Source organism: Curtobacterium sp. C2H10 (assembly GCF_025407985.1).
Classification (GTDB): Bacteria; Actinomycetota; Actinomycetes; order Actinomycetales; family Microbacteriaceae; genus Curtobacterium.
Genome location: NZ_JABXGF010000046.1, coordinates 20,630 through 27,503, shown reverse-complemented (window position 1 = coordinate 27,503; position 6,874 = coordinate 20,630). Strand labels below are relative to the sequence as shown.

4 protein-coding genes are annotated in these 6,874 nt (G+C 71.1%); 2 read left to right on the top strand and 2 right to left on the bottom strand.

The annotated features are described in order from the left end of the window. Nucleotides 1-144: 144 nt before the first annotated feature. Nucleotides 145-369, bottom strand: coding sequence for a hypothetical protein (locus tag HWD93_RS14575; RefSeq protein WP_261647207.1), 225 nt, complete (start codon nt 367-369; stop codon nt 145-147). A 167-nt stretch (nt 370-536) separates the two neighbouring features. Here HWD93_RS14575 and HWD93_RS14570 point away from each other — a divergent pair, with 167 nt between their 5' ends. Then, nucleotides 537-2,654, top strand: coding sequence for a type IIA DNA topoisomerase subunit B (locus HWD93_RS14570; protein ID WP_071295250.1), 2,118 nt, complete (start codon nt 537-539; stop codon nt 2,652-2,654). Nucleotides 2,655-3,193: 539 nt separating this feature from the next. Here the strand turns inward: HWD93_RS14570 and HWD93_RS14565 are convergent. After that, nucleotides 3,194-5,680: a DNA topoisomerase (ATP-hydrolyzing) subunit A gene (locus HWD93_RS14565; protein ID WP_071302911.1), complete on the bottom strand. Its 2,487-nt coding sequence runs from the start codon at nt 5,678-5,680 to the stop codon at nt 3,194-3,196. 26 nt (nt 5,681-5,706) lie between these two features. Here HWD93_RS14565 and HWD93_RS14560 point away from each other — a divergent pair, with 26 nt between their 5' ends. Then, nucleotides 5,707-6,858, top strand: a complete 1,152-nt coding sequence (locus HWD93_RS14560) for an alkaline phosphatase family protein (protein WP_071302912.1) — start codon at nt 5,707-5,709, stop codon at nt 6,856-6,858. Nucleotides 6,859-6,874: the final 16 nt, after the last annotated feature.

Genomic DNA, 6,874 nt, shown 5'->3' with positions numbered 1-6,874 from the left:
CCGCGCGCAAAGCGCGGGTATCCGTCGACCGCTAGGTCGAAAAGGCGTTCAGGCGGATCGCCTGACCCGACCGCAGACAGACGGGAGGGGCGGTGCCAGCTGGCACCGCGCCTCCTGTGTGTTCAGCGCTCGCGTCTGTGCGCGCTACTTCGACTCGTAGAGTCGGCTGCTCTCGTCGTGCCAATCGATGGCGGTCGCCGCGAGCTTGTCCTTGAACTCGGCGCCGTGGTGCGCACAGAAGTACAGCTCACCGCTGGCCATGGTGGCCCGGATGTACGCCTGCGCGCCGCAGCTGTCGCAACGGTCGGCAGCGGTGAGCTGGTGGCTGCTGACTTCGTCGATGGAGAGGTCCTGCACGGTCTGGGTCATTGCTGTGCTCCTCACGGATCGCAGGTGGTGCGGCTTGGTCCACCTATTTCAACACGTGATGCCTGAGAGTGGCGCATTGTGATCGCCCGTTTCGCTCAGCGCGGATCGGCTGTCCCCAGTCCGAGTGTCCGCGCGGTGGTGTCGGTGCGGATCGCTAGCATCGGAAGGTGAGCTCCGACTACTCTGCACGCCATCTCTCCGTCCTCGAAGGGCTCGAGGCGGTCCGCAAGCGTCCGGGCATGTACATCGGGTCGACGGACTCCCGCGGGCTCATGCACTGCCTGTGGGAGATCATCGACAACTCCGTCGACGAAGCCCTCGCCGGGCACGGTGACGAGATCGGCGTGTTGCTGCACCCCGACGGTTCGGTCGAGGTCCGCGACACCGCTCGTGGCATCCCCGTCGACGTCGAGCCGAAGACCGGTCTGACCGGGGTCGAGGTGGTGTTCACGAAGCTCCACGCCGGTGGCAAGTTCGGCTCCGGGTCGTACGCCGCGTCCGGTGGGCTGCACGGTGTCGGTGCCTCGGTCGTGAACGCGCTGTCGGAGCGCCTCGACGTCGAGGTCGACCGCGGCGGCAAGACCTACGCGATGTCGTTCCACCGCGGCGAGCCGGGCACGTTCGCCGGCGACGGGCCGGACGCGCCGTTCACCCCCTTCACCTCCGGCAGCGAGTTGCGCGTCGCCGGCAAGGTGAAGAAGGGCGTGACCGGGTCCCGCGTGCGGTACTGGGCCGACCGGCAGATCTTCACCTCCGACGCGAAGTTCAGCACCAGCGACCTCGTCAGCCGGGCGCGCCAGACGGCCTTCCTCGTGCCCGGGCTCGGCATCACCATCACGGATGCGCGGCCCGCCTCGATCGAGGCAGCGGCCGCGCGGGCGGAGGCCACGGGCACTCCTGTCGAGCCCGGTCCCGTCGTCGAGCGCTTCCGGTACGAGGGCGGGATCGGTGAGTTCGTCGAGCACCTCGCCCTCGACTCCGCCGTCACCGACGTCTGGCGGATCCAGGGGACCGGCACCTTCACCGAGACCGTGCCGATGCTCGACGACAAGGGCCACATGGTGTCGACCTCGGTTTCGCGTGAATGCGAGGTCGACCTCGCGCTGCGATGGGGCAGCGGCTACGAGACGGTGTTCCGCAGCTTCGTCAACATCATCGCGACGCCAAAGGGCGGCACGCACCAGGCCGGCTTCGAGTCCGGCGTGGTCAAGGCCGTGCGCGCCCAGGTCGAGGCGAACGCCCGCAAGCTCAAGGTCGGGCAGGACAAGCTCGAGAAGGACGACGTGCTCGCCGGTATGACCGCGGTGCTCACCGTCCGCCTGCCCGAGCCGCAGTTCGAAGGCCAGACGAAGGAGGTCCTCGGCACCCCGGCGGTCCGGAAGATCGTCGACCAGGTCGTGTCGAAGCGCCTCACCGAGATCCTCACGTCGACGCAGCGCACCGAGAAGGCCCAGGCGGCGACCCTGCTCGAGAAGGTCGTCGCCGAGATGAAGACGCGCATCTCGGCCCGGGCGCACAAGGAGACCCAGCGCCGGAAGAACGCGCTCGAGAACTCCTCGCTGCCGACGAAGCTCGCCGACTGCCGCAAGCAGGACGCCGAGGGCACCGAGCTCTTCATCGTCGAGGGCGACTCCGCGCTCGGCACCGCCAAGCTCGCGCGCAACAGCGAGTACCAGGCGCTGCTGCCGATCCGCGGCAAGATCCTCAACGTGCAGAAGGCGTCCGTGTCGGACATGCTCTCGAACGCCGAGTGCGCCTCGATCATCCAGGTCATCGGCGCCGGCTCCGGCCGGACGTTCGAGATCGACCAGGCCCGCTACGGCAAGGTCATCATCATGTCCGACGCCGACGTCGACGGCGCCCACATCCGGACGCTCCTGCTCACGCTGTTCTTCCGGTACATGCGGCCGATGATCGAGCAGGGTCGGGTGTTCGCTGCTGTTCCGCCGCTGCACCGGGTCGTTGTGGTGAACCGTGGCAAGGCGAACGACACGCTGTACACCTACTCCGAGGCCGAGCTGCAGGCCGTGCTGAAGAAGCTCGAGAAGCAGGGCAAGAAGTACCAGGAGCCGATCCAGCGGTACAAGGGTCTCGGCGAGATGGACGCCGACCAGCTGGCGGAGACCACGATGGACCGCACGCACCGGACGCTGCGCCGGGTGAACATCACCGATGCCGAGGGTGCTGCGAAGGTCTTCGAGCTGCTCATGGGCAACGACGTGGCGCCGCGCAAGGAGTTCATCCTCGCCGGCGAGGGCCTCGACCGCGACCGTATCGACGCGTAGGCGGCGGCGCGCGCGGCGCGGCGCCGCCGAGTCTCGCCTCACCGGACAGTTTCGCGCCGCGGCGGCGCGAGTTCTGTCCGCCAGGCCGAGTCTCGGCGCCGCGGTGCGGCGCGACCTCACGCGCCTGGCGACACGTCACGCGGCGCTGGCGCCGTGACGTGTCGCCAGCCGCGTGAGTTCGCAGCGCGGTCGGGTGGTCGGGGCGGTGGTCGTCCCCATGGGTGGACGGGAGGCGCGGTGCGGGGCCGTCCCGCGCCTCCCGTCCGGCCGTCAGCGCGTCCTCACGCGCTGGGCGACAGTTCACGCGGCGAGGGCCCCGTGAATTGTCGCCTGGCGCGAGAAGCCGCCGCCGGCGCGGCCGCGCGAGGGCGAGTCTCGGCTGGGCGGACGGTTTCGCGCCGCGGCGGCGCGAGGACTGTCCGCGGGGCCGAGTCTCGGCGTCCGCCGCGGCGCAGGCGCGTGTTCACGCGGTGGGCGACAGTTCACGCGGCGAAAGGCCCGTGAACTGTCGGCTGGCGCGAAAGGTCGCGCCCGCGCGCCTACGCCTCGCCGGCGGTGCCGTCGAGCGCCGCCGCACTCCCACCGATCGAGTCGATCACGGCGTCGAGCGGCGCTCCCGACCCGTCGCGCTTCGACAGCCAGTCCGGCAGCGTCCGGGCAGCGCCGTCCGACCCGACCGCGTGCGGGGGAGCGATGCCCGCCCACGCCACCGTCAGGCCGTCCTCGCCCTTGAGGAACGCGTGCGCCCGCACACCCTGGGTCGCACGGCCCTTCGCCGGGAACTCCGACAGGGCCGAGACCTTGGCGCGGCCGGTGTCGGTGCCGGGCAGGGCCGAGGACGACGCCGAGACCGTCGCGACCACGGCGTCGTCGGAGCGGGCGACGGATCCGAACCAGATCGCCGAGGCACCCGCGGCGAGGGCCACGCCGGCGACCCCACCGGCGGGGAGGCCCTGCGCACGGACGCCGGACGCGGGGAACCGCAGCAGCTGCGCGTTCGAGGTGATGAACACGAGGTCGTCCGACTCGGGCGCCTGGGCGGCACCGACGACCGCGTCGCCGGGCTTCAGCCCGATGGCGGGGAACTCGGGCTTGTCCGGCCAGGCTCCGGGCACGACGCGCTTCACGACGCCCTGCACGGTGCCGATGGCGAGCGAGTCCGACGAGGCGCCGGAGAGGTCGACGAGGGCGACCACGGTCTCGCCGCGGGCGATGCCGAGGAAGTCCGTCACGCGGACGCCGGCGTCGAGCCGGACCGCGGCGGGCGGCACGGCGGGGACGTCGACGGGGGAGAGCCGGATCACGCGCCCGGTCGAGGTGAGCGCCCCGACCTGCCCGCGCACCGAACTGACGATCGACGAGCGGACGGCGTCGTGCTTGGACCGCTTCGGCACCCGGACGATGCCGAGCTCGGACGTCGGGATGTCGACCCGGATGAGCCGCCCGGTGGTCGAGAGCAGCACGCGGCACGGGGAGTCGGCGATCTGCAGGGACTCCGGGTCGACCGCGGCCTTGCGACCACCCTTGACGGGGGCGTCGGCCTCGGTGAGCAGGGTCCGGCGCGGCGTCGCGAACCGGTCGGACACCTCGGTGAGCTCGAGCGCGACCTGGGCACGGAGCCGCTCGTCGGACGCGAGCAGTTCCTCGAGCGCGGCGATGTCGGCGAGCAGCTGGTCGCGCTCGCCCTCGAGCTCGAGGCGTGAGAACTTCGTCAGGCGCCGGAGCCGCAGTTCGAGGATGTACTCGGCCTGCACCTCGGACAGGTCGAACACCGTTTGCAGGCGGGAGCGCGCCGCCTCGGAGTCGTCCGAGGAGCGGATGACCTCGATGACCTCGTCGATGTCGAGGATCGCGATCAGCAGCCCCTCGACCAGGTGCAGTCGCTCCTTCTTGCGTGCGAGGCGGTACTGCGACCGACGTGTGACGACCGAGAGCCGGTGCTGCACGTAGACGTCGAGCAGCTCGCGCAGCCCGAGGGTCTTGGGCGATCCGCCGACCAGCGCGACGTTGTTGATGCCGAAGCCGTCCTCGAGCGGGGTGTGCTTGTACAGCTGCTCGAGCACGGCGGTCGGGTTGAAGCCGCTCTTGATGCCGATGACGAGCCGGAGCCCGTGGTTGCGGTCGGTCAGGTCGTTCACGTCGGAGATGCCGACGAGCTTCTTCGACTGGACGCCGTCCTTGATCTTCTCGATCACGCGCTCCGGGCCGACCAGGTACGGCAGCTCGGTGACCACGAGGCCGACCTTGCGCGGGGTGAGGTTCTCGACGCTCACCTTCGCGCGCGTCCGGAACGAGCCGCGGCCGCTGGCGTAGGCGTCGCGCACGCCGGAGAGCCCGACGATCGTGCCGCCGGACGGCAGGTCGGGGCCCGGCACGAACTCCATCAGTTCGTCGAGCGTCGCCTGCGGGTTCATGAGCAGGTGCTTCGCGGCCTCGACCACCTCGCCGAGGTTGTGCGGCGCCATGTTCGTCGCCATGCCGACCGCGATGCCCGACGCGCCGTTGACGAGCAGGTTCGGGAACGCCGCGGGCAGCACGCCCGGCTGCATGATCTGGTTGTCGTAGTTCGGGACGAAGTCGACGACGTCCTCGCCCAGGCCCTCGGTCATGGCCATCGACGGTTCGGCGAGGCGGGCCTCGGTGTACCGGGCGGCCGCGGGTCCGTCGTCGAGCGAGCCGAAGTTGCCGTGTCCGTCGACGAGCGGCACGCGCATCGTGAACGGCTGCGCCATGCGCACCAGGGCGTCGTAGATCGCGCCGTCGCCGTGCGGGTGCAGCTTGCCCATCACCTCGCCGGTGACGCGGGCGCTCTTCACGTGGCCGCGGTCGGGCCGGAGCCCCATCTCGGCCATCTGGTAGAGGATGCGCCGCTGCACGGGCTTCAGGCCGTCGCGTGCGTCGGGGAGTGCCCGTGAGTAGATGACGGAGTACGCGTACTCGAGGAAGGAGCCCTGCATCTCCTCGGAGACGTCGACGTCCTCGATGCGTTCACCGTCGGGCAGGCCGACTGCTTCCGTGCGTGCCATGGCACCCTTCTGCGAGACTGGGGAAGATGGGAACAAGCGTACCGACGGCCCCCGACGCCACCGCGAACCTCGCCGACGTCTTCCCGAGTTGCCTCGTCGCGCTCGGCGCTGCGGACGACGCCTGGTTGCGTTCCACCGGACTGGAGGCGCGGATCACCCTCCGCCCCGCCCGTTCCGCGATCGTCGTGCTGGTCGACGGCCTCGGTGCCGGCGCGCTGGCAGCGCGCGCCGGACACGCCCGCTGGCTCGCCGCGGGCAAGAAGCGACTGCGCAGCGGCTTCCCGACGACGACGGCGGCCGCACTGAGCACGCTGACGACCGGTCGGTCGCCCGGCACCCACGGCGTGGTCGGGTACAGCGGCTGGAACCCCGACACCGGCCGGGTGATGAACCTGCTGAGCGGCTGGGACGACGAGGTCCCGAAAGACTGGTTCCTCGCCCGCACGCTGTTCACCGAGGCGCCGGCGCTCGGCGTCGACCCCGTGGTGGTCGGACCCGCCCGGTACCGCTCCTCGGGGATGACCGCGAACGTCCTCGGCGGGGCGCGCTACGTCCCGGCCGACTCGATCCCGCAGCGCGTCGACGCCGCCCTCGCCGAGACCGCAACGGGTCGCTCGCTCGTGTACCTCTACGTCCCAGAGCTCGACTCGATCGGGCACAAGCACGGCTGGCAGTCCGACCGGTGGACCGCGGCACTCGAACTCCTCGACGGCGAACTCGCTCGGCTCGAGGGCCGTGCCGCCGCCGACGTCGGGATCGTCGTGACGGCCGACCACGGCGTGCTCGACGTCCCCGACCACGCGAACATCGCGCTCGACCCGCTCCTGCTGACCGACGTCGTCGGGGTCGCCGGCGACCCGCGCTGCCGGCAGTTCACGGTCGCACCGGGCACCGACGTCCGCTCCCTCGTCGGGCAGTTCCGGGCGCGCTACGGCAAGAAGGCGTACGTCGCGAGCCGTGACGAGGCGATCGCCGCCGGCTGGTTCGGCACCGTCTCGGACGAGGTCGTCCCGCGCATCGGGGACGTCGTGCTCGTGGCACGGGGGTCCTGGGCGTTCAACGACGACCGGGCCCTGCGCGACGGCGAGTCACCGAAGCGCATGGTCGGCCAGCACGGTGCGATGACCGACGAGGAGACCATGGTGCCGCTGCGCCTCGCCGGGGCGTTCGCGCAGTAGCACGAGCCCGATGGCG

What these genes read in the sequence shown, in the direction of transcription:
- HWD93_RS14565 (WP_071302911.1), bottom strand. Translation starts at nt 5,680, where the DNA reads ATGGCACGCACGGAAGCAGTCGGCCTGCCCGACGGTGAACGCATCGAG.
- HWD93_RS14575 (WP_261647207.1), bottom strand. Translation starts at nt 369, where the DNA reads ATGACCCAGACCGTGCAGGACCTCTCCATCGACGAAGTCAGCAGCCAC.
- HWD93_RS14560 (WP_071302912.1), top strand. Translation starts at nt 5,707, where the DNA reads ATGGGAACAAGCGTACCGACGGCCCCCGACGCCACCGCGAACCTCGCC.